Source organism: Natronorubrum halophilum (assembly GCF_003670115.1).
Lineage (GTDB): Archaea > Halobacteriota > Halobacteria > Halobacteriales > Natrialbaceae > Natronorubrum > Natronorubrum halophilum.
In genome coordinates this window covers 648,914-672,885 of sequence record NZ_QQTY01000001.1, presented here as the reverse complement: position 1 = coordinate 672,885, position 23,972 = coordinate 648,914, and the positions used below count along the sequence as shown (strand labels likewise).

At 63.8% G+C, this 23,972-nt stretch carries 24 protein-coding genes; 11 read left to right on the top strand and 13 right to left on the bottom strand.

Going from position 1 to position 23,972, the window contains the following annotated elements; all coding sequences use genetic code 11:
* Positions 1-6: 6 nt before the first annotated feature.
* A complete protein-coding gene (lrp, locus tag DWB23_RS03250) occupies positions 7-468 on the bottom strand; it encodes an HTH-type transcriptional regulator Lrp (RefSeq protein ID WP_121741362.1) in 462 nt (153 codons plus the stop codon).
* A gap of 126 nt (positions 469-594) precedes the next feature.
* Between lrp and glnA the strand changes: the two genes are divergently transcribed.
* On the top strand, positions 595-1,947 hold the full coding sequence (gene glnA / locus DWB23_RS03245) for a type I glutamate--ammonia ligase (protein ID WP_121741361.1): 1,353 nt from the start codon (positions 595-597) through the stop codon (positions 1,945-1,947).
* 132 nt (positions 1,948-2,079) lie between these two features.
* Here glnA and DWB23_RS03240 read toward each other — a convergent pair whose 3' ends face one another.
* Positions 2,080-2,736 carry a metallophosphoesterase family protein gene (locus DWB23_RS03240; protein ID WP_121741360.1) on the bottom strand — a complete coding sequence of 219 codons (657 nt, stop codon included), beginning with the start codon at positions 2,734-2,736 and terminating at the stop codon, positions 2,080-2,082.
* A gap of 87 nt (positions 2,737-2,823) precedes the next feature.
* Positions 2,824-3,636 (bottom strand): helix-hairpin-helix domain-containing protein, encoded by an 813-nt coding sequence (locus DWB23_RS03235; protein ID WP_121741359.1) that lies wholly within the window; start codon positions 3,634-3,636, stop codon positions 2,824-2,826.
* 226 nt (positions 3,637-3,862) lie between these two features.
* On the opposite strand from DWB23_RS03235, the gene DWB23_RS03230 reads away from it, so the two are divergent.
* Positions 3,863-4,381, top strand: coding sequence for a gamma carbonic anhydrase family protein (locus DWB23_RS03230; protein WP_121741358.1), 519 nt, complete (start codon positions 3,863-3,865; stop codon positions 4,379-4,381).
* Between the two features lie 64 nt (positions 4,382-4,445).
* Here the strand turns inward: DWB23_RS03230 and DWB23_RS03225 are convergent, their stop codons facing one another.
* The 5 genes from DWB23_RS03225 to pdhA form a co-directional block, all read right to left on the bottom strand.
* Positions 4,446-4,895 (bottom strand): CBS domain-containing protein, encoded by a 450-nt coding sequence (locus DWB23_RS03225; protein ID WP_121741357.1) that lies wholly within the window; start codon positions 4,893-4,895, stop codon positions 4,446-4,448.
* A 226-nt stretch (positions 4,896-5,121) separates the two neighbouring features.
* On the bottom strand, positions 5,122-6,297 hold the full coding sequence (locus DWB23_RS03220) for a CaiB/BaiF CoA transferase family protein (RefSeq protein ID WP_121741356.1): 1,176 nt from the start codon (positions 6,295-6,297) through the stop codon (positions 5,122-5,124).
* 72 nt (positions 6,298-6,369) lie between these two features.
* On the bottom strand, positions 6,370-7,302 hold the full coding sequence (locus DWB23_RS03215; RefSeq protein WP_121741355.1) for a ferritin family protein: 933 nt from the start codon (positions 7,300-7,302) through the stop codon (positions 6,370-6,372).
* Positions 7,303-7,437: 135 nt separating this feature from the next.
* Positions 7,438-7,935, bottom strand: a complete 498-nt coding sequence (locus DWB23_RS03210; protein WP_121741354.1) for a hypothetical protein — start codon at positions 7,933-7,935, stop codon at positions 7,438-7,440.
* Between the two features lie 77 nt (positions 7,936-8,012).
* Entirely contained in the window at positions 8,013-9,146 is a 1,134-nt protein-coding gene (gene pdhA, locus DWB23_RS03205) for a pyruvate dehydrogenase (acetyl-transferring) E1 component subunit alpha (protein ID WP_121741353.1), read from the bottom strand.
* A 126-nt stretch (positions 9,147-9,272) separates the two neighbouring features.
* On the opposite strand from pdhA, the gene DWB23_RS03200 reads away from it, so the two are divergent.
* The 3 genes from DWB23_RS03200 (at position 9,273) to DWB23_RS03190 (ending at position 12,453) form a co-directional block, all read left to right on the top strand.
* Complete coding sequence (locus tag DWB23_RS03200) at positions 9,273-9,698, top strand: universal stress protein (protein ID WP_121741352.1); 426 nt, start codon at positions 9,273-9,275, stop codon at positions 9,696-9,698.
* 270 nt (positions 9,699-9,968) lie between these two features.
* Positions 9,969-11,222, top strand: a complete 1,254-nt coding sequence (locus tag DWB23_RS03195) for an aminoacyl--tRNA ligase-related protein (protein ID WP_121741351.1) — start codon at positions 9,969-9,971, stop codon at positions 11,220-11,222.
* Between the two features lie 367 nt (positions 11,223-11,589).
* Entirely contained in the window at positions 11,590-12,453 is an 864-nt protein-coding gene (locus DWB23_RS03190; RefSeq protein WP_121741350.1) for an SDR family oxidoreductase, read from the top strand.
* Positions 12,454-12,465: 12 nt separating this feature from the next.
* On the opposite strand, the gene DWB23_RS03185 is transcribed toward DWB23_RS03190, so the two are convergent.
* Together DWB23_RS03185 and DWB23_RS03180 are read right to left on the bottom strand one after the other, a co-directional pair.
* Positions 12,466-14,109, bottom strand: coding sequence for a spermidine synthase (locus DWB23_RS03185; protein WP_121741349.1), 1,644 nt, complete (start codon positions 14,107-14,109; stop codon positions 12,466-12,468).
* 177 nt (positions 14,110-14,286) lie between these two features.
* Entirely contained in the window at positions 14,287-14,505 is a 219-nt protein-coding gene (locus DWB23_RS03180; RefSeq protein ID WP_121741348.1) for a hypothetical protein, read from the bottom strand.
* A gap of 114 nt (positions 14,506-14,619) precedes the next feature.
* Between DWB23_RS03180 and DWB23_RS03175 the strand changes: the two genes are divergently transcribed.
* The gene (locus tag DWB23_RS03175; RefSeq protein WP_121741347.1) at positions 14,620-15,033 is read left to right on the top strand and encodes an SRPBCC family protein; all 414 of its coding nucleotides are present in this window, start codon (positions 14,620-14,622) and stop codon (positions 15,031-15,033) included.
* On the opposite strand, the gene DWB23_RS03170 is transcribed toward DWB23_RS03175, so the two are convergent.
* Positions 15,034-16,320 carry a CobW family GTP-binding protein gene (locus DWB23_RS03170; protein ID WP_121741346.1) on the bottom strand — a complete coding sequence of 429 codons (1,287 nt, stop codon included), beginning with the start codon at positions 16,318-16,320 and terminating at the stop codon, positions 15,034-15,036. It abuts the gene before it with no gap.
* Positions 16,321-16,449: 129 nt separating this feature from the next.
* Here DWB23_RS03170 and DWB23_RS03165 point away from each other — a divergent pair, with 129 nt between their 5' ends.
* The 4 genes from DWB23_RS03165 (at position 16,450) to DWB23_RS03150 (ending at position 21,908) form a co-directional block, all read left to right on the top strand.
* A complete protein-coding gene (locus DWB23_RS03165; protein WP_121741345.1) occupies positions 16,450-18,486 on the top strand; it encodes a hypothetical protein in 2,037 nt (678 codons plus the stop codon).
* 97 nt (positions 18,487-18,583) lie between these two features.
* Positions 18,584-18,880: a hypothetical protein gene (locus tag DWB23_RS03160; RefSeq protein WP_121741908.1), complete on the top strand. Its 297-nt coding sequence runs from the start codon at positions 18,584-18,586 to the stop codon at positions 18,878-18,880.
* Positions 18,881-19,858: an ArsA family ATPase gene (locus tag DWB23_RS03155; RefSeq protein WP_121741344.1), complete on the top strand. Its 978-nt coding sequence runs from the start codon at positions 18,881-18,883 to the stop codon at positions 19,856-19,858.
* Positions 19,859-20,039: 181 nt separating this feature from the next.
* Entirely contained in the window at positions 20,040-21,908 is a 1,869-nt protein-coding gene (locus tag DWB23_RS03150; RefSeq protein WP_121741343.1) for a carbon starvation CstA family protein, read from the top strand.
* A 121-nt stretch (positions 21,909-22,029) separates the two neighbouring features.
* Here DWB23_RS03150 and DWB23_RS03145 read toward each other — a convergent pair whose 3' ends face one another.
* Positions 22,030-22,698 (bottom strand): hypothetical protein, encoded by a 669-nt coding sequence (locus DWB23_RS03145; RefSeq protein WP_121741342.1) that lies wholly within the window; start codon positions 22,696-22,698, stop codon positions 22,030-22,032.
* A gap of 183 nt (positions 22,699-22,881) precedes the next feature.
* Between DWB23_RS03145 and DWB23_RS03140 the strand changes: the two genes are divergently transcribed.
* Positions 22,882-23,106 carry a hypothetical protein gene (locus DWB23_RS03140; protein WP_121741341.1) on the top strand — a complete coding sequence of 75 codons (225 nt, stop codon included), beginning with the start codon at positions 22,882-22,884 and terminating at the stop codon, positions 23,104-23,106.
* 64 nt (positions 23,107-23,170) lie between these two features.
* Here the strand turns inward: DWB23_RS03140 and DWB23_RS03135 are convergent, their stop codons facing one another.
* Positions 23,171-23,788, bottom strand: coding sequence for a DUF7344 domain-containing protein (locus DWB23_RS03135; RefSeq protein WP_121741340.1), 618 nt, complete (start codon positions 23,786-23,788; stop codon positions 23,171-23,173).
* Positions 23,789-23,972: the final 184 nt, after the last annotated feature.

The following is a 23,972-nucleotide window of genomic DNA, read 5'->3' as shown; positions in this document are numbered from 1 at the left end:
ATCGGATCAGTTCTCTTTGACTTCGAGTTCGAACTGTTCGTTCTCGCTGACCGAATTGAGGACGACGCTGGTGTTCGACGCCTTGATATCGGGGTCCGTCAGGAGTTGCTTGATCTGGTCGTTCATCCCGTCGGTGTCTTTGAACTTCCCGATGGCGATCACGTCGTAGTCGCCGGTGACCTCGTAGACGCTGATCATCTGACGGTGGTCGCGTAGCGTCTCCGTGATGTCGGGGAGTGCGTTCCCTTCGACCTGGAGTTGTATCACGGCCGTCACGTCGTAGCCGACCGCGTCGTAATCGACGCGCGGTGTGTAGCCCTCGATAACTCCTTGCTCCTCGAGGTCAGAGAGGTGATTCGAAACGGTCGTTACGGAGACGTCGAGTTCCTCGGCGAGACTGCGGAGACTCGCTCGCCCGTCGCCCAGAAGTGAATTCACTAGTTTTGCATCGAGATTTTCGTACGTCATCACATCCATACTCTCACTGTGGCCTTTAGAACTTTACGAATATGCAGTTTCAGCTGGCGGATAGAAGATTTGCTTGGAGCAGTAGGGTTTTAGTAGCGGAGTTACTTGGATAGCACGACCAGAAAGATGACAAGCGGAAACATCACTGAGACCGAGCAGGCCGTACTTGACGAAATCGAGGAGAAAGACGTCGACTTCCTTCGACTCCAATTTACCGACATTCTAGGGACTGTAAAGAACGTTTCTGTTCCGGCTCGACAGGCCGAGAAGGCATTTACCGACGGGATCTATTTCGACGGCTCTTCGATCGAAGGCTTCGTGCGCATTCAGGAATCGGATATGCGTCTCGTTCCCGATCCGGAGACGTTCGCAATCCTGCCATGGCGCCAGAAGGAAGAGAGCGCCGCGGGCCGGATGATCTGTGACGTCTACAACACCACTACGGGCGAACCGTTCGAGGGCGATCCGCGCCGTGTCCTCAAGAACGCGCTCGACCGCGCCGACGAAATGGGCTACGAGGTCAACGCCGCACCCGAACCGGAGTTCTTCCTCTTCGAAGAGGACGAAGAGGGGCGTGCGACGACCGAAACGGGTGATCAGGGCGGCTACTTCGACCTCGCACCGAAAGATCTCGCTTCCGACGTTCGCCGTGACATCATTTACGGCCTCGAGAGCATGGACTTCGAGATCGAAGCCAGTCACCACGAGGTCGCCAAGGGCCAACACGAGATCAACTTCGAGTACGACGACGCCCTGACGACGGCGGACAACGTCGGGACGTTCCGTACCGTCGTCCGTGCGATCGCCGCCCAACACGATCAGCACGCGACGTTCATGCCGAAACCGATCCCGAAGATCAACGGCTCGGGGATGCACACGCACCTGTCGCTGTTCAAAGACGGCGAGAACGCCTTCCACGACGAGGACGACGAGTTCAACCTGAGCGAGACGGCACACTCGTTCCTCGCCGGCATCTTAGAGCACGCGCCCGCAATCACGGCCATCGCGAACCCCACCGTTAACAGCTACAAGCGTCTCGTCCCCGGCTACGAGGCACCCGTCTACATCGCCTGGTCCGACCGCAACCGCTCGGCGCTGATCCGAAAACCGGCCGCCCGGGTCCCGGCGGCTTCGCGCGTCGAACTGCGCTCGCCCGATCCGTCCTGTAACCCCTACCTCGCCATCGCCGTGATGATCCACGCCGGTCTCGACGGCATCGAGCAGAATCTCGAGGCACCCGATCCGGTTCGGGATAACATCTACGAGTTCGACGAGGCCAAGCGCGAGGAGTACGGCATCGAGACCCTGCCGTCCAACCTCGGCGCCGCCGTCGACGCCCTCGAGGAAGACGAGGCGATTTACAACGCCCTCGGCGAACACATCGCGTCGAAGTTCGTCGAGGCCAAGCGCCAGGAGTTCGAGGAGTACCTCATCGACGTTTCCGACTGGGAACTCGACCGCTACCTCGAGACGTTCTAACGCGACAGCCGTCGGTTCGCTCGCTGTTTCTCTTTCGCTTTTTCAGGTAGCTCGCGCCGTCTCGTCCGGCGGAGTATCGACGGCATCTGGGACGTTACATCCACGGAATAGCGCGTAGAAACCGCTGTCGAGTCATCGATCGGATACGCTGTCGGGCCCTCGGTCGTGATCGTGCGCCTCGAGGGCCAGCGTCTCGGGATCCAGTGTGTAGTATCGCTCCCACGCGGGTGCGAGGCTCACGACGCTGGTCTCGCCGATCTCGGTCTCGCGGTGACGGTGGTGGTGGCCGACCAGACACAGCGAGGGCGAGAGCGCCTCGAGTAGCTCGTCGATGTGCTCGCAGCCGGGATCGTAGCCGTACGACAGCAACCCGGTCGGTGCCTCGTGGGTGAGCAGAACGTCCACGTCGGATAGCTCGGCCGCCCGTTCGATGTCTTCGTGCGTGAAGTGGCGACGCCGCTCTCCCTCGAGTTCCGCTCGCGGGAGGTCGTACTTCGTCGGCGCGTAGTTCCCCGAGAGACCGGCTACGCGACGCCCGCCGACGGTCGCGACGGTGCTCGCGAGCAGGTGGACGTTGTCCGTCTCCGGTGGGCGATCACCTGCGCGTAACGCTTCGATGACGTCGAAGTCCTCGTTGTTCCCGGCGACGAACCACGTCGGTGCCGGGAGGTCGTAGTACTCGAGGTCCCCGAGTTGTATCACACGGGCGGGCTCGAGAGATCGATACAGTTCGAGGAGGATCTCCCGACGGTCCGGCTCCGTCGCGTGAGCATCACCGAGGACGAGCATACGAGGAAGAACGGTCCCAAGAGGGAAACCGTCGTTGTTGTCGGATTCGGCTTCGGGACGGACGCGATCAGGCTTCGCCTTGTCGACTTACGCTTCGGCCTGTTCGATCCACTCCTCGGCGTCGCTCGTCGAGACCTCGGCGGCTTCGGAGACGGTCTCTGCGTCGGCGCGAACGAGATCGTCGATCGTCGCGATACCGGCGTCCGAGAGCTGCTCGCGGACGTCGTCGTCGATACCCTCGATGGACTCGAGCGTGTGCTCCGGATCGGTCGCGATCGTCGTCTGCGCCTCGATCTGCTGGTTCTGAAGCTGCTGGGTGACGTCTTCGGCTTGCGCTTCGAGTTGCTGCTGGAACTGGTCGACCTGTTCGGACTGCCGTTCGAGCAGGTCCGCGACGTCGCCGGTCTGGGTCTCGAGTTGCGCTTCGAGTTCGTCCTGTAGCTCCTGGGTCCGCTCGAGTTGCTCGCGGAGCTGTCCCGAGAGTTCGTCGACGTTCTGGACCGTCCGGTCTTCGACCGTGTGGGACATCTCGAGCAGCTGGTCGGTCTGTTCGTCGAGAGCATCTACGAACTCGCTGGAGAGTTCGGTGGCGGAATCGACGTCTCGCTCGAGCTCCTGCTCGAGGGCGTCGTAGAACTCGGCGTGGGTCGTTTTCAGCCGACCAAACGTCTCGTCGATGGTTCGATACGCGTCCGACGGCTCGTCGCCGGGCAGCAGTGCAGTCGTCGCACTGACGTAGCCGCGGGTCGCCGCCTGGGCGACCTCGAGTTGCTGGCGCTGGAGAGACTCCTGGCCTTTCAGCCCGGTAAGCGCCATCGTGTCCACGGTACGCTGGGTGGCCAGGCCCTGCTTGAACAGCTGCTGGCTTTGCTTCAGTGCCGTTCGCTGGACGTCGAACATCGCTCGAAGTGGGGATTCTGACTGACTCATGATTTCGAGTGGTAGTCGGTTCCGACTGTGCATAAGGGGCGGGCTTGCACACCCTCAGATGTATCTCACCACCATACAATGGTAACGAGCCGCTCTGTCGCTGGTCCCGCGTTCCGTCCCATCGATTTCCGTACGATACTGACTGTCACGATGGCCTTGATTCAGTATTATAGGCGGAATCGTGATCTGGTTATCCATGGTTGATAGCCGGACCTACGAATTCGAAGGCGAACGACCGACGATCGATGACGGGGCGTCGGTGAGCCGAGAGGCGACGCTGGTCGGCGACGTCCGGATCGAGAGCGAGGCGAGCGTCTGGCCGGGTGTCGTCCTCCGCGGCGACATCGGCCCCGTTCGCGTCGGTCGGCAAGCACACGTCGGCGACAACGCCACGATTCACGCGTCCGAACTCGAGGCGCGGGTCATGGTCGGGCACGGTGCCGTCCTCAACGAGGCGAGCGTCGAAGCGCGCGCGCTGGTCGGGTTCAACGCGACGATCAACACCGGGGCGACGATCGGAGCGGGCAGCGTCGTCGCCGCTGGCACGGTCGTTCCCGACGAGTACGACATCCCGCCGGAGTCGTTCGCCCGCGGCGTGCCCGCCGAGATCACGCCGCTCGAGGAGACGGGAATCGACGGGGAAGCGATCTTCGAGGATTTTTCGTCCGGCGAGTACACGAACCTCGCCGGCCGACACGAGGAACTGTTCGAGTGAGCGCTCGAGACTTCAGAAGGGAGCGACCGGGGTGCGCTGACCTCCGAACGGGACGACGATCTCGCTATTCGCTGACCGGGATTCCGGGACTGTCGTCGACGCCGATCCGGATCGGGTCGTCCCGCCAGTCGATCTCGAGCCGGTGTCGCGAGAGGTAAGGCGCGAGCGCAGTTGCGGAAACGAGCCCGCGGTAGGTGTCGCCCTCGACGACCGGGAGCTGTTTGACGCCGTTCGTTCGCATCGCCGCGGCGGCGTCGGTAATCGATTCGCTCGGCGAGACCGTTGTCACGGGCGACGACATGACCGCCTCGACCGGATGGGGCTCGAGCGTTTCGGCCACGAACGCGACGATCTCCGACTCGGTGACGATGCCGACCACGGTCTCGTCCTCGAGGACGACTAGCGCCGACACATCCGGATCGCGGAGACGGCTTGCAGCCTCGCTCACGGGCGTTTCCGGCTCGAGCGTTCGAGCGGTTTGCGTTACCACGTATTCGATCGGTGTCTCTATCATCGGTTGTACCATGGTATCACTACCCACCACATAACTGCTGTGTGAATACACACCATATGCCCTAGTATCCTTTTTTCGTGGCTACAAAAACGACCCTCTCCACTCGTTCTGTTCAGCATTCGCTACTCAACTCGGTCATTGTACAATTCGACAATCTCGAAACACGGAGCCCGTCGCCGTGGATACCGCACATCCTCGGGGGGATGCGACCGAGCGTGCGGTCCCATCACTGGACGACGCCGGACTCGAGGAGCGACTCGATTTCCGCGTCACCGTACCCCGAGTCGGCGAGATACTGTCGAGTGTGTTCACCCTGATTCGGGACCATCTCATCGGTCGCTTCTGGGTCGGTGGTGCTCCGGGCCGGAAACCCGATTCGCGGTGGCGCGTCGGCGGGACGCTCGACGAGGCCCCGCGCCCGAAACTGCGGGTGGTCGACCATTTCGGTCGGCGCGTAGACGCCGGCGAACGCGGCGTCGACGTTCTCGAGAGCAGCCTCCCACTCGTCTCGCGCTCGCTCGCGGAAGAGGTCGCAGAGTTCGTGCTCGAGGGCGGCGAGTACGTCCGGATCCGACGATCCGTGCGCGTCGACGAGGTCGGTTCGGCCGACGGCCTCGCAGAACGCTCGCCAGAACTTCGGCTCGAGGGCGGCGAGCGTCACCCAGTTCCCGTCCGCGGTTTCGTAGCTGTCGTACCACGGGACGCCGCCGGTCAGTTCCGTTTCCCCTGGCCGCGGTTCGGCTGGATCGCCGGTCAGCGACTGATAGGCGATCGACTGGGAGAACGAGGCGACGACGTCGGCCATCGCCACGTCGATATACTCGCCGCCGGTGTTGCCGAGTTCGCGCGAAAGCAGGGCTTCGACGATGGCGAACGCGGCGAACAGGCCCCCGGCCATATCTCCGATGGGGTAGCCGGTCAGCCGTGGCTTCCCGTCCGGCGATTCTCGAGTCATATCGAGCAGTCCGGCCAGGGCGACGTAGTTGAGGTCGTGCCCGGCGCGATCGGCCCAGGGGCCGTCCTGTCCGTAGCCGGTGAGCGAACAGTAGACCAGTTCGTCGTTGTGCGCCGTGAGCGTCTCGTAGTCGATTCCGAGCCGGTCCACGACGCTCGGGCGGAACCCCTCGAGGACGACGTCGGCGTCCTCGACGAGTCGATAGAAAACGGCCCGTCCGGTCTCGGTTTTCAGATCTATCGCGACGCTTCGCTTCCCTCGGTTTACCATCTCGAAGATCGCACCGAAACCGCGGGACGATTCGGGGGCCATCGTCCGCGCGTAATCGCCCGCGCCAGTGTCCTCCACTTTCACCACCTCGGCCCCCGAGTCGGCCAGCAGCTGCGTCGCGTAGGGACCGGGCAGCAGTCGGGAGAGATCGAGCACACGAACGCCATCGAGTCGCATACGGAACGCATCCGCACACCGGTACTTTACCGTATGGGCTGACCATCGATCCCGCACCCGATCCGACTCGAGTCAGTCGTCGCCTTCCAGTTGCACCAGTTCGTCGACGTCGGGAATATCGGCGGCGGCGTCCGTGATCTGTCGCATACGATCGGTGTGTTTTTCGACCGCGTAGGCGGCTAACTGCCCGTCCTCGAGCCCGACGCGCTCGTCCTCGTCGTCGGGCTCGAACCGTTCGTCCTCGGTGATTCCCTGGACGAGCGGGAGGAGTTCGTTGACCGTGTTCTCGATGAGTTTCGGGTCGACGCCCTCCCGAATGAGTTTCTTGAGCTGGTTCATCCCGAACCCGACGTGTCGGCCCTCGTCGCTACGGATTTTCGTGAACCCCTCGACGAGTCCCGGCAGGTAGGGGAGCTCCTCGAACTCGCCGCCGTAGGAGGTCTGCATCCCGTAGTACCCCGTCTGGGCGAGGATACCCTCGACGGTGAGGTGGTAGTGACAGTACGCTTTCGCACGATTTTCGGGAGTGTCCTCCTCGAGCAGCCGATACTGGGCCTTCTTGTTTCGATCGAACAGTTCGACGTAGGGATCGTTGAACCACTTGTCGGCGCGGGGGTTCGAGCGATCCCAGCCGAGTTCGTCTTCGACCGACCAGACGACCTCGCGCCAGTACCGATCGAAGAAGTCGGCGTGTTTGGCCTCCTCGTACAGCTGCGTCGTCAGGAACAACTGGTCGTCGATGCCCTCGAGCACCGTCGCCAGCGGCGAGAGATCCTCGGTGACGGCATCCTCGCCCGCGCCGAACTTCGCGATGCCGTTCAGCGTTCGATCCCACGCCCGCGCGTCGTAGTCTTCGGCTCCCTCGATGTACTCGAGGAGGTTCGCCACGTCCGCCTCGAGAGCGATCTCGGCGGGATTCCAGTGGCGCTCAACCGCGTTCCTGTAGTACCGATTCGACCGGGAATCGCGGTCCATCATCTCGGACGGGACGTAGTCTGTTGACATACGCCAAACCACTCGCCGCGAGTATTAAAACTGGTCTCCAGACACCGCTGACGGACACGTCCGCCCCTTGCACGGCCGCTCTGGCCGTGGATCGAGGGGAACGATCCCTCCCGAACGGTTTCGTCGGGGTCGGTGCTACGTTCGTTGCAGTGTCGAGCCGATCTCGAAGAACTCCTCGTAGAGGCTGTCCGCGAGTTCGTCGATATTCGCCTCGGCCTCGCTGGCGGCCATCGTGTCGCCGACGCCCTGCCATTCGACCGCCAGCTTGGCGATCGGGACCAGTGCGATGCCGCCGACGGTGATCTCGCCGTCGGGCGTGTGAACCGTCCATTCCGTTCGCATCCCGCCGGACGACCGGGTGACGGTTTCGACCTGCCCGCCGGCCGCGACCCACCGCTCGACGAGCCCGTCGGTGATCCGGCGGAGTTTCCGTTCGCCAAGCAGATGGACGATGGTGCCACCACTGCCGAGAAGAGCGAATGCAACGATCGCCACCGGCAGGCCGCCGTAGGGGACGTTTATCGACGCCGCCAACCCCGCCGTCACGACGACGAGGCCGAGTACTCGCGCGTCGATGGCGCTGGGTATCGTCCCGCTCCAGGCGGGTTCCTGAGTCGGCTGCTCGAGTTGCATTGTACTCGAGAGTGTGGCCGATCCACGGGTAGCCGTTCCCCTGTCTCAGTGCCGTCTTTATAGCCGATCGCCCGACGTTACTCGTACTCGAGTAATTCGTCGTCGCCGTGCGTTTCTCGGAGTTCTTCGAGTGCGTCGCGTTGCTCCGCGAGCCGCGGCGTCGGCTCCGCGTACGTGTACTCGAACATCTCCCGCGGATCGACGGTTTCGTCGGCGTCTTCGGCGCGGTCGATCAGGTCCGCGAGGGTCGCCTCGATTTCGGTCTCGAGCGACTCGATTCGGTCGTCGTCGAGAACGGCTCGGTTTCGCAGGTACGTTTCGAACCGGTCGATGGGGTCCCGCTCGCGCCAGCGCTCGACCTCCTCGTCGTCCCGGTAGACCGACGGATCGTCGGCCGTCGTGTGCGCGCCGTAGCGGTACTGTACCGCCTCTATCAGGGTCGGACGCGACCGGTCGCCGTCGGACTCGAGAGCCGCCTCCCGTGCGGCCTTCGTGACGACGTAGCTCGCGAGTGGGTCCATGCCGTCGACCTGCACGCCCTCGAAGCCGTAGGCCTGAGCTTTCTGTGCGATGGTCGCACTCGCCGTCTGATTCTCCCGGGGAATCGAGATGGCCCACTGGTTGTTGTTACAGAAGAAGACGGTCGGCGTATCGAACACGCCGGCGAAGTTCATCGCCTCGTGGAAGTCGCCTTCCGACGTGGAGCCGTCGCCGAAGTGGACGACGCTGACGCGGTCGTCGTCGTTCAACTTCGCGGCCCACGACCAGCCGACCGCGTGGGGGAGGTGGCCGCCGATCGAGATGTTCAGCGGGAAGACGTTGATATCGGTCAGCGCGGCGTTTCCGTCCTCGTGGCCCATCCAGTACAGCAGGTACTCCCAGGGTAGCTCCCGCGAGACGAGCGCGCCGTGTTCCCGGTACTGGAAGGAGAGCATGTCCTCGTCCGCCAGTGCGTACGTCGAGCCGATCTGAGACCCCTCCTGTCCCGCCAGCGAGGCGTACGTTCCCAGCCGTCCCTGTCGCTGGAGGCTGATCATCCGCTCGTCGAACCGTCGGGCAAAGCGCATATCGCGGTACATCCCGAGCAGCGTTTCGTCCTCGAGATCCGGTTCGAGAGCGGGCGCGACGACGCTCCCGTCGGCGTCGAGGATCCGGATCCGGTCGTCCGGCGCTCGCTCGAGGAGACGATGCTCGAGGGCGTCACTTGTCATGGCTCTACCCTGGAACCCGGAGTACAAAACGGTGAGTATCGCTGGAGGCTCGTTCGACGGCGCGAATCAGTTCTTTCGAACGACACGAGAGCCGGTTTTATTAGTTAGCTGTGTGAAATCCCTACTATGTATCGCGTTCTGATCCCCGTCGATACCAGCGAAGAGCGATCGGTCCAGCAGGCGAAATACGTCGCGTCGCTCCCGGACGCGGTCGAATCCGTCGAAGCGTACCTGCTGTTCATCTTCACCGAGGAGGGCAAGGACCTCCCGAAGGAGTTCGAGCAGTTCAAGTCGGCCTCACGTATCGGCTCCGTTCGGCGAGCGAAAGAGCAGTTGGAAGACAACGATGTCGACGTCACCGTCCTGGATAAAAGCGGGGACGTCGAGGAGGGCGACATTCTGGCGACGGCCGAGGAGTACGACGTCGATTCGATCGTGCTCGGCGGACGAAGTCGATCACCGGTCGGGAAAGCGGTCTTCGGCAGCGTTACGCAGTCGGTGATTCTCAACGCCGATCGACCCGTCGTCGTCACGGGAAGCGCTCAAGCGTAGCGCAGGGGTATCGGACCGAACCGATCACGGTCGTCTCGATTTCTTCGACGGCGTTTCCCAACTGCCCGCTCTGAACAGTTGCCGTAACTATTTAGTCGTCCAACCCGATGTGTCAGCTGCATGCGCCAAAACGCACGTTCCAGCAACCGTGAGTCCAGCGTGGCTCGCGGCTGGGTTCCGCGATGACAGTCGTACCGTTTCTGATCGAGTAGTCGATAGGCTGAACGTCACACTTCACAGCGACAGCCACGACAGTGGTGGTGGCTCGTAATGCGACGGAGTGAGACGCTGCTGTTTACGAGCCGCGAGGCGAACGGTCACGAGAACGAGACCGTCGCGCTCACGGTGCGGGCGGGCCTCGTCCGGCAGTTCGGGAGCGGACTGTACGGCTTCACGCCAACCGGTCAGCGGGTTCGAGAGAACCTCATCCGACTCATCAGGCACGAGATGGACGCCATCGGCGGTCACCGAATCGGCCTCCCCTCGCTGAACGACGCGGGCATCTGGAAACGGAGCGGCCGCTGGGAGCGCTTCGCGGACGAGATGTTCACGTTCGAAAACCGCGATGGCAAACGGCTGTGCCTGGCTCCCTCGCACGAGGAGGGCGTGACACACCTCCTTGACGGCGTCGTTCGCTCCGCCACCGATCTGCCCGTCCTGCTGTATCAGGTCGAGTCGAAGTACCGCGACGACCACGCGCGAAACGGCCTCGTCCGGACGAAGGAGTTCACGATGAAAGACGCCTACAGCCTGCACGCCACTCGAGACTCGCTCGACGAGTACTACGACCGGGTTCGTGGGGCCTACGCGCGCATCTGTGAGCGCCTCGGTCTCGAGTTCGCCGTCACGGCGGCCGAGAACAGCGTCATGGGTGGCTCCGCGTCCGAAGAGTTCGTCGCACTCGCCGATACCGGATCGCTCACCCTCCGCTGGTGTGGCGGCACGGACTGCCGGTTCGGCGCGACCGACGAGTCTCCTCGCTTCGGGCTGTCGGCCGGTGACACCTGCCCCGAGTGTGGCGGTCGTCTCAGGGCCGGCGAGGGGATCGAAATCGGCCACGTGTTCAAACTCGGGACTCGGTATACCGCCCCTCGAGGGATGACCGTCGACGTTCCCGACGGGTCCGAACGCGAAGTGGTGATGGGGAGTTACGGCATCGGAATCGAGCGACTCCTGCACGCGCTCGTCGAACAGCACGGCGACGAAGACGGCTGTCGCTGGCCCGGAGCGGGTCTCGGAGAGGTGGCCCCCTTCAGCGTCTCCATCGTCCCCCTCGAGTACGACGGGGAGTTCCGGGACGTCGCCGACCGCCTGCACGAGGCCTGCGGCCGGGACGACACGCTCCTCTTCGACGACGCTGACCAAACTACCGGCGAGCGGTTCGCCGAAAGCGACCTGCTCGGCGTCCCCTGGAAGGTGATCCTCGGGAATCACTACCGGGAGAACGGGGAGGTCGAACTCGAGTCGCGCGACGGGACGACTCGGTACGCGAGCGTCGAAGCGGTCGCCAGTATCGTCGGCTGACTCTCCTGCGTGAATGCCGGGTCTCCACCGCTTCGGGACCGGGCCATGTTGAATGTTCTCTTATAGCAGACGCGGGAATCCACCGATCGCTGTCCCTCGTCTCAGTAAGTGGTCCTCTCACCGCGCCCATCGTCGATTTGCTATCGCGCCTGGTGGTTTACCACGGCGCACGTCGTCGTACGGCGGATCACGTTTCGAGACTCGTGTCGGTGCCACCGTCGCCGTCGAGCGTCACCGCACACCCGCCTGAGCGGCTGTCGGAGGATCGCTGTCCGCTACAAACCCGAGGCCCGTGAACAACCAGCACGGGAATCGGAGCGACTTCCCTTTCACCGACTCTTTTGCACTTCCCGTCGAATGCAAACGCATGGCACTCGAGCAACCGGATCTCTCCGGACAGGCGGCGTTCATCACCGGGACGACGCGCGGCATCGGCAGATCGATCGCGCTCGCGCTGGCCGAACGGGGCTGTAACGTCGTTTCGACCGGGAAGACCAGCGAGGAAGACGCCGATTACGAGGACCGCGACCTCGAGGGATCGATCGAGCGGACGGCCCGCGAGGCCCGCGAGCGTGGAGTCGACGCGCTCCCGATCAAACTGGACGTTCGCGACGAGGCGGCGGTCGAGGCGGCAGCCGAACGCGCGATCGATGAGTTCGGGACCGTCAACATCGTCATCAACAACGCGAGTGCGATCCAGTTGGCGACCGTCGAGACCCTCCCGCCGAAACGGTTCGATCTCCTGACCGACGTAAACGTCCGCGGGACGTACCTCACCTCGAGGGCGTTCGCCGATCACCTGCGGGACGTCGAGAACGCGTGGCTGCTCACGAACGCGCCGCCGGTGGGGATCGACCGCGCCCCCGGATCGGGTCCGTACGCGTGGTCGAAACTCGGCATGACCTTCATCACCCTCACGCTGGCGAGCGAGCTCGGCGACGACGACGTCGGCTGTAACGCCTTCTGGCCCGTGACGGCGATCGATACGCGGGCGACCCGATACTTCGGCATGGGGACCGAAGACGACTGGCGAACGCCCGAAATCGTCAGCGACACGGTCCTCGAGATCCTCGGCCGTGATCCCGCTGAGTTCACCGGGAACGCCGTCTACGACGAGGAACTGTTGCGAGCGGCGGGCGTCGAGGACTTTTCGCAGTACAACCTGACGGAGGGTGATCCAGCGCCCGGATCGGCGCAACTGTTCGATCCCGACTACTCCCGGCCGGAGTGATCGATCAGCCCGTTACGAAACCTTCGCTACCGGCGCGGCCAGCGCTTTGCCGTCAGGTGCGATCACCGACGGCGTTCCGGCGAGGTCATCGCCAGCGCCGGCACTCGAGCCGGATTCGCCCGTCTCCTCGATGACGTACCGTTGACCGAGCATCGGATCGAGCAGACTGTCGACCTCGCCGCGGTCGTCCCGAAGTACGGGGGCGTCGTCGCTGCTGGAACCGGCCATGTAGTTGTCGATCGCTCCCGAGAGATCGACGCTCAGGTTTCGTTCGGCGTTTCGCTCGGCGAGGTCGGCCTCGGTGAAGTCGGTCTCGTCGTTCGTCGCGACGATCTGAATGTTCTGGATCGAACTCGAGTTCGAGGTGCGGAAGCTGTACGTGTCGCCGAACGCTTCGTCCATCGTCCGCTCCTGGGCGTGGTAGAACTCGGAGGCGGGACCGCTCGGCGCGGAGATGACGTTGGCGTGGAGGATGCCGTCGTCGGCTAACCGCTCGGAGACGAGGTCCATGAACTCCACGGTCGTCAGGTGGAACGGAACCTGATCCTGCTTGTAGGCGTCGAGGACGATCAGATCGTACGTCTCGTCAGTTCCCTGGAGGAACTGCCGGCCGTCTTGCGAGTAGGTGTTCAGATCCTCGCTCTCCTCGAGGCCGAAGTAGTCCTCGGCGGCGGCGGTGACGTCGGGATCGATTTCGACGACGTCGACGTCGGCGTTGTACTGTTCCTCGAAGTCCTGTGGGCCGATGTAGCCACCACCGCCGATGAACAACACGTTATCGACATCGTCGGTGTCGTCGGTCATGAGCATCGGCAGGTGGAAGTACTTCATGTACTCGAAGACGTGCCGATCGGGATCCTCGAGGTCGATCGCGCTGTGGCGGGCACCGTCCAGATACATCGTTCGGATATCGTCGTTGTCGATGACCTCGAGTTCCTGGTGGGCGGTCTGGGTCTGGTAGACGACGTCGCCGCGGTGGTCGTACGCGAGCGGACCGGCACCGGTCGCAACGACGAGCAGTATCACGACGGCGACGCTCGCGAGGACCGGTTTGCGCGAGATCGAGGGCAACGTGAGCGCGAACGCCGTTCCGACGAGCATCAGTCCGAAGAGGACGCCGATGCTGTCGATATCCATCGCGGGGATGAAGACGAACGTCGTCGCACCCGAGCCGAGGATGCTGCCGATCGTCCCGAGGGCGTAGACGTGCCCTGACGCTTCGCCGGTCCCCTCCTTCTGTGAGAGCTCGGCCGCGTAGGGGCTGATAAAGCCGAGCAGGTACGTCGGCGGCCCGAACAGGATGATCGCGGCCGGGAGGGCGGCGTACCGCGGCGGCAACGCGAGTGTCGACGTCTGTAGCAGCAGCAGATCGCTCGCGTAGACCACGACTGCGACGTACACTGCCGTCGCGAGCAACAGCCACGACATCTCCCGGTTCGTCGCGCTGCTCGCTCGCTTGCCACCCTGCCAGTAGCCGAAACTCAACGCGGCGAGAATAACCGTCATGATCCCGCCGACGGTGTAGATGTGGCTTCCGAACTGCGGGGCGATAATCCGCACCGCGAGGATCTCGAGGCCCATGCTGGTAACCCCTGAAACGAAGACCGCGAGTTCGGATTTCGTGGGCCGATAGGAGCCGGCCGTCCGCACGTTCATTAGCAGAGGGAAACAGATCCGTCGGTGAGTACTTGTTGTTTTATTTCAGCCGTTCGACGCCGATCGCGACCGCCGAAAATCATCGGTGTGATCGCGGTTAGCGTCACGGTCACGTCGGTATCGGCACCGTCGCGATTGGGACCTTCCCTGTCACGATTGGGATCTGCCCTGTCGCGGTCACGTCAGTACGTACGTGAGCACGAACAGGACGACCGCGACGACCGCGACTGTTACGACGCTGAACTCGAGGGCGCCGACGAGAAACAGACCCCAGACGAGCATGACGGCGAACATCGTCGAAAGCACGACGTTCAACGCGACCAGAACGCGCGGATCGCCCCGCGAGGACTCGAGTCCTTCCCGAATGCCATCTCGCTCGCTGTCGGGGCCAGCCATACCGAATACGGGGACGTGGCTCACTTAGCCGTTTCCCTGTCGGAGCCGTTCCGGGCCGCGCTGAGACGGCCGACGACACCGGAATTTATGCCACCTGCCCCGAAGGTGGTCGGTATGCGGGAGGTAACGGTGTCTCGAGTCGTCGATGCGTCGCCCGTCGTGGTTTCGCGCTGGCTCGATCCGCCGACGATCGTCGAAGCGGAGGGAAGCTTTACCGTCGAGACGATCGACGAGCGAGCCGACGCGACGATCGTCGTCGTCAGCGGTCCCGGGATGCAACTGCCGTTGCGATTCGAGGATCGCGACGAGGCGATGTATTACACGCAGGAGGGCGAGCAGGGGCCGTTCTCGCACATGGAGACGTGGCTCGAGGTCGACGACGCGGACGGCGGAAACGGAACGCGGGTGACGATCCGCTCGTCGATCTCGCTTGCCGCTCCACTCCCGTTCGGCGACCGGATCGCCGCGTGGAAACGAACGGGCGAACTGAAGCGAGTGCTCGAGGCGCTCGAAGACGAGTTCGGATAGTCAGGGCTCGCGGAGCACCACGTCCTCGCTGTCGTCGCTCGGAAACGGATTCTCGAGGGCGGTCGCCCGCTCCCATTCGTCGTCCGTGACGAGGCAGTCCTCGAGGATCGCGTTCAGGCGCTGTTCGTCGGTCTCGGTGCCGATGAAGACCAGCGCCGTCCGTCGATCGCCGTGTTCTGCGTGCCACTCGAGGTCTGGGCGATTGGACCGGTAGAGATCCCGCTTGATTTCGGGGAGCGCGGCGACCCACGGTCCCCTGACGCTCGCCCGAACGGACGGGCCGGCCTGGGAGATATCGACTTTGACGTCCCGGCCGGCGACCCACGCGACGCCCTTCGAGCGAACGATTCCGTCGGGAAGGTCCCGGAGAAACGCGGCGAATCGCTCGGGGTGGAACGGGCGGCGCTCGCGGAAGACGACGGAATCGACGCCGTAGACCTCGTCGGGATGGCGGTGTTCGTGACCGTCGGCTGCGTGCCCGTGGCCGTCGTCGCCGTGCTCGCGGTCATCGGCCGTGTAATCGTGAGTACTGCCGTCATCGTCCCCGCTTTCGCCTGCCAGCGCGCGCTGCCAGCCGGCCGCCTCGCCCATTCGACCCGGATCGAACAGATCGACGCCGAGGAGACGGTCGGGATCGACCGCGCTGAACGTCGTCCGGATCGTCTCGGCGTCGGGTTGCAGCCCGCGGACGAGGGCTTCCGCTTCGTCGAGTTCGGCGGCCGTACAGAGGTCGCTCTTATTGCACAGGACGAGGTTCGCCACTTCGAGTTGCTCGATCAACAGGTCGGCGAGGGGGCGCGTCCCGTCGTCGTCTTCGCCATCGGCCGCTCGCACGCCCCGTCGCTCGGGAACCCCCTCTCCGGCGAAGGTGTCGAGAAACAGCCGCGTGTCGAGGACGGTCACGAGCGCGTCGATCTCGTAGCTGGCCGCGACCCTCGAGGAGGTCGTAAACAGCCGCGCGACCGGTTCGGGCTCGGAGATGCCCGAGGATTCGACGAGCAGGTGGTCGAAGTTCCGTTCGCGGGCCAGGCGGACGACCGCGGCCTCGAGGTCGTCTTGGAGCTCACAGCAGATACAGCCGTTCGACAGTTCGGCGACGCCGCCGGCGTCGAGGTCGGAGCCCTCGGCGACGAGTTCGGCGTCGACGTTGACCGCGCCCATGTCGTTTACCAGCACGGCGAGATCGCGCTCGCCCGCGTTGCTCAGCAGGTGATTGAGAAGCGTCGTCTTTCCCGCCCCGAGGTTGCCCGAAAGCACGGTGACGGGGATCGTCGAAGTCGAGGTCATACCGGAACCGATCGTATCGCAGGGTTATGAACCGTCGCTTCGGCGCACCGCGTCGCGTCTGGCACACATGTTACCGAAGAAGACTGTAATGATAATCTACTTGTACGGTGGGAATCAAAACCGAAGCGTATGAAACAGTGTCCCCGCCGTGCAGTCCTCGGAGGTATCGGTGCGACGACGATCGCCGGCCTCGTCGGTACGACCGTCGCTACGTCGGACGACGAGAACGTAGCGACCGAGTCAGCGACGACCCAGTCTGCGAGAACCGGGCCGACGTTTGACGACGCGTTCGCGTACCTCCCGGCGTCGGTCGCGGAGGACCAGATGGCCGTGACGGCGAGGAATTACGAGCGGCTGCTCGAAGCCGATCAGCCCTACGAGCCACGCCCGTCCGTCGGAGCGCTCGAGATCGACCCCGACGCGGTCTCGAAGAGCGTCCTCGTCGCCTCCTACGGCGAATCGTTCTCACGGCCGATGCAGCTCTTCACGGGCGACATCGATCTCGAGGACCGCACCGAGTCCGGTGAAACCGACGCCGGCGTCGAGTACGACTACTACGAGACCGACGACCGAGAGGGGACCGCGGTCGGAACCGACGGCGACGTCGTCATCGTCGCGACGGATCTCGAGACGATCGAATCCGCGTTCGATGCGAACGCGGGCGACGCGGATCGACTCCTCGACTCGGAGGAAACGGTCGAAGAGGCGCTGACGGTCTTCGAGGGAGGCGACGCACGTACCGTTCGGTTCGGCGACGATCTGTTCGCTCAGAGTCCCATCGAGGACGCAGACGCGCGGTACTTCGTCCACGCACAGACCGTTCTCGGGCCGGACACGATCGAGATGTCGCTGGGAATCCAGTTCGAAGACGAATCGGACGTCACCGACGAACTGATCGAGACGATCGACGCGGAGTTCGCGTACGCGACGACGACGGCGGAACCGACGGTCGACGTCGCCGGGTCGTTCGTCAGCGCCACGATCGAACGCGACCTCGCCGCCGAACGAAAGATCCACGAGCACGACAGTCCCGGATCGCTTCGTCCCGACCGCGATATCGACCTCGACGACGACGTCCTCGAACTCGAGATCGGTCGCGGTGATCCGACGCCGATCGAGGATCTCACGCTCGAGATCAACGAGGAGGCGTACGACCGCGATATCTGGGCCGAGGGCCACGGAACGCTCGAGGAAGGCGATACGATCGTGATCGACATGGACGACGTCGAACCGAATCTGTCGGTCCGACTTCGTCACGATCACGAACTCGGAAGCAGTACCTCCGGCACGGCGATCCTCTCTCACTTCCGATTCGACTCCGCGTACGACGTCGACACCGGCGAACTCGCGCTCACCTACGCGGACGACTTCCCGCTCGACGGCGATCGGGTCCACCTCGCAGTCTACGACGAGCGTCCGTATTACCGACCCAGCGAAGACGCACCCGAACCGCAAACGACCGCCCAGCCGTGGACCGGCGAGGCGCTCTCCGAAGGCGACGCGGTGACGCTCGAGGACGTCGACCCCGGCGACGAGATCCTCGTCGGATGGGACGGCACGGAGTACGATGACAGCATCGGACACGCGCAGGCTCAGCCGCCGGGGACCGCCCGCTTCGAGTACGACTACGGCAGCCGGACGCTCGAGGCGACGCTCGAGTTCGGTGGCTCGCGACGCGGCGACGCGGCGGCGGAGACGGAGCGAGGCGAAGCCGAACGACCGGCGACGGCGTACGAACTGCTGATCGACGGCGAACCGACCGACACGCAGTGGGCCGACGCGTTCGACACCGTCTCCTCGGGTGCGACGATCGAGATCGACGGCGTCTCGGCCGGCTCGGAGGTCGAGGTCGTCTGGGCGGCTACCGAAACCCGTATCGGCTGGACGCAGACGCGGCCGTCCGTCGAACTCGAGTACGACGACGGCACGGTCGAGCACGTGGGCGGCGACGCCCTGCCGGCGGCCGATCTCGAAGCCGAAGTCTGGACGAACGGGGGTCGCATCGAACTCGACCTCGACGACGAGATCGACGGCGACTTCGAGCGCGGAGACTCGTTCGCGATCGATGCCGGCACCGACGACGAGGACGACGGCGGCGAGGTCAGGTACGTCCAACTCCGGTACGACGACCAGTACCACGTCGGCTTCGCGCATTCGGAACAGTAGTCGACGGTCGAATCGCCCGTGACTTCGTTTTGGCAGGTGATCGCGCGTGGACGCCGGGACGATACATTTTAGTCTCCGGCACCGAGCACGATCCATGATGACACTCGCCGACCGGATCGCTGCGTTTCGAGCCACGCTTGAGGAGTGGCTTCGCGGGCTCTATCACGGGATGTTTACCCATCCGGCCTACGAGAAGGTCGAAGCCGAGGCCGAAGACACGGAGGACGCGTTCATGCTCGCGTGCTTCCCCGACGCCTTCGGCATTCCGAGCCCCGTCTCCTACTACACGGCGGAACTACTGCCGTATCTCGAGGACGAGTACCAGTCCTGGGAGCGTCGGATGTGGGACCGCCAATCCGTGATCGAGCGCAAGGGCCACCAGTATCACTTCTAAATGACACAGTTTACGTTCTTCGGCGGGAAGGGCGGGGTCGGGAAGACCACCGTCTCCAGCGCCTACGCGCTCGAGTGCGCCGACGCGGGGCTCGAGACGCTCGTGGTTTCGACCGATCCGGCCCACAGCACCGCCGATGTCTTCGATCAGGAATTCGGCGACGACCCTCGTCCCGTCGAGGGGTACGACGGGCTCTCGGCCGTGGAGATCGACCCGGAGCAGGAGGTTCGAGACCACCTGACGGAGCTTCGACGACAGCTCAACGCCCAACTCAGCGCGGCGATGGTCAACGAGGTCGATATCCAACTCGAGATGGCCCACCAGACGCCGGGGGCCTACGAGGCCGCCCTGTTCGACCGGTTCGTCGAGGTGATGCGAAACGCCGACGCCTACGATCGAGTGGTCTTCGACACCTCGCCGACCGGTTCGACGCTTCGACTGCTCGCCCTCCCGGACCTGCTCGAGCGCTGGATCGATCGGCTGATGGACAAACGCGAGCGCAGCATCGATCTCTTCGAGAAGGCCGCGATCGGCAACAAGGAGCCCCGGCGGGTGATGGACGGCGATCCGATTCTCGCCCGCCTGCAAGAACGCAAGGAGCGCTTCGAGTTCGCCGGCGAGGTGCTCCGCGAGGACGCCGCTTTCTATCTCGTGTTGAACCCCGACGAGCTCTCGATCCGGGAGACGAGTCGCTCCCTCGAGACGCTCGCCGAGGCGAACTTGCCCGTTCGCGGGCTCGTCGTCAATCGCCTGACCCCCGAGCCGGAACCCCGCGAGGAGGGTCGCGGTGCGACCTACCTCCGCCAGCGGGTCGAGACCGAGCGGGATCGGCTCGAGCACATCCAAGGCGAGTTCGACGTTCCGGTCGTGGCGACGATCGAGACGCGCGTTGAGGAGGTTCGGGGGCACATTCTCGAGGACGTCGCGGGCGACCTCGAGATCGCGGTGACGGACGGCGGCCCAGCGCGCACGAGCTAACTGGAAGTTTTTTCGCACTGACTGCACCCTCTTTTTCGACCAGTTCGGATGCGAAATAGGTACGAGAGGGTGAAAACGTTTCAGCCCGTGAGTACGTACCCGTATGATCAGGCCGGGAACGAACCACAATAAATTATATTTATAATGTTCCCGTTCGAGCGTTGCCTAGAGAGCTACTACCATGGCAGGAGTGATTTGGATCGTGGCACTGGTGCTGACGACGTTTACCGTCGCGTACATCGGGTACGGACGGTATCTGTCGCAGTTCGTGGGGCTCGACGACAGTCGGGAGACACCAGCACACAAGTACCAAGACGGTCAGGAGTACGTTCCGGCGAAAAAGCCGGTACTACTGGGGCATCACTATTCGAGTATCGCGGGCGGCGCACCCGTCGTCGGCCCGATTACGGCCGCGCTGGTCTGGGGTTGGGTTCCGGCCGTGTTGTGGGTCGCGATCGGGAACCCGCTGATGGGTGCGGTTCACGACTTCGTTTCGCTGTCGAGCAGCCTTCGACACGAGGGGAAGTCGATCGGCTACATCATCGGCGAGTACGTGGGCGAGCGCGGCAAGGACATGTTGTTGTGGTTCGCGTTCCTGTTGACGATCCTCGTCGTGGCGGTATTCGCGCTCGTCATCGGGGTCGTACTGAACGCGTTCCCGTCGGCGGCGACCGCGAGTCTCCTGTACGTGACGCTCGCAGTCATCTTCGGGATCTGGCTGTACCAGCTGGGGCTTCCGTTCTCGATGGGGACGGTCGTCTTCGTCACTGGCGTCTTCGTGTCGGTCTGGGTCGGCATCCAGTACCCGCTCGCGATCGTTCCCGGCGACTACCCCGACGGAACGATCGTCCTGTTCGATTCGGCACTGTTCTTCCCGGAACTGCTCGGGAGCGCCAACATCGGCGCGTGGGTGCTGGCAATGCTCCTCTACGGCGCAGCGGCCAGCATCCTGCCGGTGTGGATGCTGTTGCAGCCGCGCGATTACCTCTCGTCGTTCCTCCTGTACACGGGGGTCGGTGGGAGCCTGCTGGCGGTCATCGTCGGCACCTTCGTCACCGGAATGGGAAGCGATGCGGTCCACCCCGATACCGGTTCGCAACTGAGCCTCGACATCTCGACCGGTGCCTGGTACGGGTTCCTCGGGCAGGGCGGTCCGCTCGCGGAACTCATTCCGCTCATGCCGTTGTTCCCGCTGTTGTTCCTCACCATCGCGTGCGGGACCATCAGCGGCTTCCACTCGCTCGTATCCTCGGGGACGACGTCCAAGCAGCTGAACAAGGAAACTGACGCCAAACTGATCGGTTACGGTGGCATGCTTGCCGAGGGACTGCTGGCAGCGGTCGCGCTCTGTGCGGTGACGGTGGTCGCGATTACGCCGGCGGAAACCGCCGGTGGAATCGGACTCGCGTTGCCTAACTTCGCGACCGGGGGCGGTGCGATCCTCACCAGTCTCGGTATTCCGATGGAGTACGCCGCACCGTTCATGGCGCTCGTGCTCGCGAGCTTCCTGCTGACGAGCATGGACACGGCGGTCCGTCTGGGCCGATACATGTTAGAGGAGATCGTCGGCACGCCGGAAACGCCGGTCGAGGGGTACGCGGCGAACCGCTACGTCAACACCTCGATCATCGCCGTCGTGGCGTTCTTCCTGCTCGGTAGCGGTCGATGGGAGGACCTCTGGACGCTGTTCGGCGGAGCGAACCAGCTGCTCGCGTCGCTCGCGCTGCTGGCCGGCACCGTCTGGTTGGCGAACTGGAGCAAGTCCAAGCAGCTGGTCTCCACCGGCGTACCGATGGCGCTGATGGGATTCATCACGCTCGTCGGGCTCAGCTGGGTCGGACTCTATCAGATCCTCGCTGGTCGGCTGCTCGGTATGACCGCTGAGGCCGAAACGGAGCTGATCCCGCAGCTGTCGGCCGTCGTCCAGCTCGTCATCATCGCCGTCCTCATCTGGTTGGCGCTATCGCTGTTCAAAATCGGTTACGACAACATACAGTCGGCCCGCAGAACGGGCGACGGCGTCGCGGCCGTCAGCTCCGACGACGACTGATCGCGGCTTCGAGTCGCGATTTCCGACCGTTTTCTTCGACTCGAGTCCGAGCGACTGCCGTCTCCGTCGACCTCGAGTGCGTGACGAGGAGGTCGAGATGAATCCGTGTCGCCAGCGTCGACTACAGCTGTAATCGGCGCGAGAGCAATCCGAGCAGTCCCGGCTCGTTCTTCTCGATCGGCTCCCAGAGCTGAAACGCGGCCGCGATGTCGGCGTTCTCGCTCGCCACCAGTTCCTCACCGTCGGGAGAGACGACAGCCAGGTTGATCTCGTAGTGGCCGTGATAGCCGTACTTCAACAGCGTTCGTCCGTCGAACCCCGAGACGCGTTCTCGGATCTCCTCGGGAATCGTGGGCGCGATCGCGACGAACGTAAAGTCCGTCGAGAAGTGTTCCTCGTCGGGATCGATCCACTCGTCGGCCAGTCGCTCACCGAGTTCGACGAATCGGTCGAGCGTCCGGTCGTCGACCGCGTCGACCCGCCGAACGAACAGGTGTTCGGTTGATTCGTGTTCGGCCAGCGAGAGCGCGGGATGGAGGAAGTGCTTCTTGCTCGAGAGCGCCATCCGTCCGTACAGCGTGAACCGCTCCCCTTCGAGCGCGTAGTCCTTCTCGAGGTCGTAGTTGTGCATGAGCCGGTCGCTCACGCGGTCGACGTACTCGTCATCCCAGTCCGGGACGCGCTCGAGGGAGCCCGCCGAAGCCGCGTCCGCCGTCTCGCCATCGGCTGTCGGCTCGGACGACTCGCCGGCCGAATCTCCGCCGTTGGCAGCGTTCGATCGGTCACTCATGACGCTCACCGACTCGTCCGCCGCTCGAAGCGCGCCGGCCGACCGTCGGGATCTCGGCGATGGACTCGTCCATGTGGGCTGATGTCACGACGCGACCAAAAGTCCGTCGGCACCGACCGCGGAAGCCGCGTGTGCGTCCCGCGACAACACTTAAGGACCGAAAGCGCCCACGATAGAGTAGCAATGGCCAAAGACCGCGAGGCGTGTGGCCGCTGTTCGATGACGATCGCAGTCGACGCCGCCAACGGCGACCGGGACGCCGACGAGCGGGCTACCTGCGATCCCTACGGCGAGGAGCGGATCGAGGTCGACGAGAATCAGCTGCGAACCCTGTCTCCCGGTGGCTGGATTGCGAGCCTCTCGAGTCGCCTCGACGACGTCGCCCAGCGCGTCATCTGGCGGCGGTAACGCGCGTGCCGACGATATCGACCGATCGGACACGGCGCGACGAGCGTTCCGTTCGTCGCCGTCGTTATCGTCGATGAAGGCGACTCGCGACGTCCCGAACGGCCACCGCTCGGTCCAGCACCGTCGCGAGGACGAACAGGCTCGTGATGATTGCACCGAGCGTCAAGCCGGGTAATTCGAGCGCTCCCAGCGCGGATGCGACCAGGAAGCCGAGACTCGCGGCGAGAGCCGTGACGTAATACCGCTGGGCGTTCCGGGTCTCGGTGCCGAAGTGATCGACGTCCGTCTCCGGGGAGTGTTTCGTCGCCGCCTCGAGATACGGGCGGAACAACTGGAGATCGTCGGTGGGTCGCACGATTCCGCGGGGTTTATCGTAGTCGATAATGCCCGCTTTATCGAGTTTCGGGAGGTGAGACTGGTAGAGCGGAATGTAGACGCGCTGGCGTTGCGCCGAGGTCAGGTCGGCGACGGTCGTATCGTGTTCTTGCGCCGCAACGTGTTCAGCGACGTCACCCATCCTGACGGGTCCGTCTTTACACAGCAGGTAACGAATTGTTTCCCGTCGTCGGAAGGTCTGGAGGAGGTGGAACACGTCGTCGGAGGAGAGCGTCGATGATGCCTCGGCTGGTGTCGCACTGGAGGGGACAGACGAGGTATGGGTGGAGAGGTTTGTGGGAACCATACTACGCAACCAGATGGGGAACTCAAGCCCACGTAAACTTTTATGTATGGGATATGGACAGAAATCGTACAAATATTCCGCCGAGACACAACGAACGACGCGAAACGTTTTCGGTGGGTGGAGCTGGAGGAACGACATCGCTCTGGACGGGATGCCGGCCAGTGAGAAGGCGGCGCCCCTTCAC